The following is a 2,581-nucleotide window of genomic DNA, read 5'->3' on the forward strand; positions in this document are numbered from 1 at the left end:
GTTCGATGTTGCGGAGCGGATGTATCGCACGGGTGACCTGGTGCGGTGGACTGCCGCGGGTGAGTTGGAGTATCTGGGTCGTACCGATTTCCAGGTGAAACTGCGTGGTCTGCGCATCGAACTCGGCGAAATCGAATCCGCCCTGCTGGCACAACCGCAGGTGGGTCAGGCCGTGGTGACGGTCGCGACCTCACCGCTGGGCGAGCAACTGGTCGCCTATGTGGTGCCCGCGACGGGCGCACGGATCGAATCCGTGGAATTGCTCGAGGCGGTCCGTGCGGTGCTCCCGGCCTACATGGTGCCGGCGACCGTGCTGGAACTGGACGAGTTCCCGTTGAACCCGTCCGGCAAGCTGGATCGCAAGGCATTGCCGCAGCCGCAATTCCAGGCGCGGGAATTCCGGGCGCCGTCGACCCCGATCGAGGAGATCGTGGCCGGTGTCTACGCCGATGTGCTCGGTGCGGACCGGATCGGCGCCGACGACGACTTCTTCGCCCTGGGCGGCAACTCGCTGATCGCGACCCAGGTCGCGGCCCGCCTCGGCCGGGCGCTGGATGCCGACGTCCCGGTGCGCGCGCTGTTCGAAGCGCCCACCGTGGCCGCCCTGGCCGCGCGTGCGGAACTGCGGTCCGAGGCCGGCGGGCGCGCGGCGCTGGTGCCGCAGCCGCGGCCGACCCAGGTCCTGGAGACGGGCGAGGTCGTGGAACGGGTGCCGCTGTCGCTGGCGCAGCAGCGTATGTGGTTCCTGAACCGGTTCGATCCGGATTCGTTCGTGGACAACATCCCGGTCGCGGTCCGGCTGTCCGGTGATCTCGACACGGCTGCCCTGGCGGCCGCCGTCGGCGATGTACTGGTGCGGCACGAATCGCTGCGGACCTTCTACCCGGAGGTCGACGGGACCCCGTTCCAGCAGGTGCTGCCGGCGGCCGAGGTGCTGCCGGAGCTGGCGCCGGTCGAGGTCACGGCGGCCGACCTGCCCGCGCGGCTCGCGGAGCTGGTGATGGCGGGCTTCGATGTGACCTCGAGCGTGCCGTTCCGGGCCCGGCTCTTCCGGCTCGGCGCGTCCGAACATGTGCTCGGCTTCGTCGTCCACCACATCTCCGGTGACGGTTTCTCGATGGCGCCGCTGCTCCGCGATGTGGTGACCGCGTATGTGGCGCGTACCGCCGGTGACGAGCCCGGCTGGGCGCCGTTGGAGGTGCAGTACGCCGATTTCGCGCTCTGGCAGCGGCAGGTACTGGGGTCTGAGAACGACCCCGAATCGGTGATCGGCCGGCAGATCTCGTACTGGTCGCGGGAGCTGGCCGGGCTGCCGGATCAGCTGGACCTTCCCGCGGACCGGGCGCGGCCCGCGATCTCCTCGGGCCGGGGCGCCACCCACGCGTTCGAGATCGACGCCGAGACCCATACCGGGCTGGCCGAACTGGCTCGGGCCGAAGGCGCGACCCTGTTCATGGCCGTGCACGCCGCGTTCGCGGTACTGCTGTCGCGGTTGTCCGGAGAGACCGATATCGCGATCGGCACACCGATCGCGGGCCGCGGTGAACGTGCCCTCGACGATCTGGTCGGCATGTTCGTCAACACCCTGGTGCTGCGGACGCCGGTCGATTCCGGGACCGGGTTCACCGAACTGCTGGGTGCGGTGCGCGGTACCGATATCGCCGCATTCGGGCACGCCGATCTGCCGTTCGAACGGTTGGTGGAAATCCTCAACCCGGTGCGATCGCAGGCCCGGCATCCGCTGTTCCAGGTGATGCTGGCGATGCAGAACACGCCGGCGGTGAACACCGAGCTGTCCGGGCTGGCGATCGGCGCGGTCGAAATGCCCCTGGAGACCGCGAAATTCGATCTCCAGCTGGATCTCGGCGAGCGGACCGGAACGGCCGGCATCGACGCGGTCTTCACCTACGCGACCGATCTGTTCGACCGCGAGACGGTCGCGCAGTTCGCCCAGCGTTTCGTCCGGTTGCTCAAGGCCGTGGTCAAGACACCGGAGCGGCCGCTGGGTGATCTCCCGCTCCTGGACGCGCTGGAGGCATCGGCGGTACTGCGCGGCGGGTACGGCCCGGAACGCGCTGTCGATCCGGACGCGACCCTGGCCGGCCTGTTCGCCGACCGGGCGGCCCGCACTCCGGAAGCGCCCGCGGTGACGTTCGAGGGGACAGGTCTGTCCTACGCCGGGTTCGCCGGCCGGGTGAACCGGCTGGCGCGGCATCTGATCTCGCTGGGCGTCGGACCGGATGTTCCGGTGGCGCTGGGTATGCGGCGTTCGCTGGATCTGATCGTGGCAATGTACGCGGTGGTCGCCGCCGGTGGTGCGTATGTGCCGCTGGACCCGGAGCAGCCCGCCGACCGCACGGACTACATCCTGGCCACCGCGGACCCGGTCTGTGTATTGACGAGTTCGGCGGACGGATTCACCACGGCGAACCGTCCGGTGGTGGTCGTGGACGAGACCGATCTCTCGGGGTATGCCGATGCCCCGGTCACGGATGCGGATCGTCGTGCGCCGTTGCGTCCGTCGAATACGGCGTATGTGATTTTCACGTCGGGTTCGACGGGTCGTCCGAAGGGTGTGGCG

Annotated in this window: 1 pseudogene; it reads left to right on the forward strand. The window is 69.2% G+C overall.

Annotated features, from left to right (window positions below):
- Nucleotides 1-13: 13 nt before the first annotated feature.
- Nucleotides 14-2,581, forward strand: a pseudogene (locus IG75_RS0135495) (condensation domain-containing protein); the annotation flags it as partial.

This window comes from Nocardia rhamnosiphila NBRC 108938, from assembly GCF_000720425.1.
Classification (GTDB): domain Bacteria; phylum Actinomycetota; class Actinomycetes; order Mycobacteriales; family Mycobacteriaceae; genus Nocardia; species Nocardia rhamnosiphila.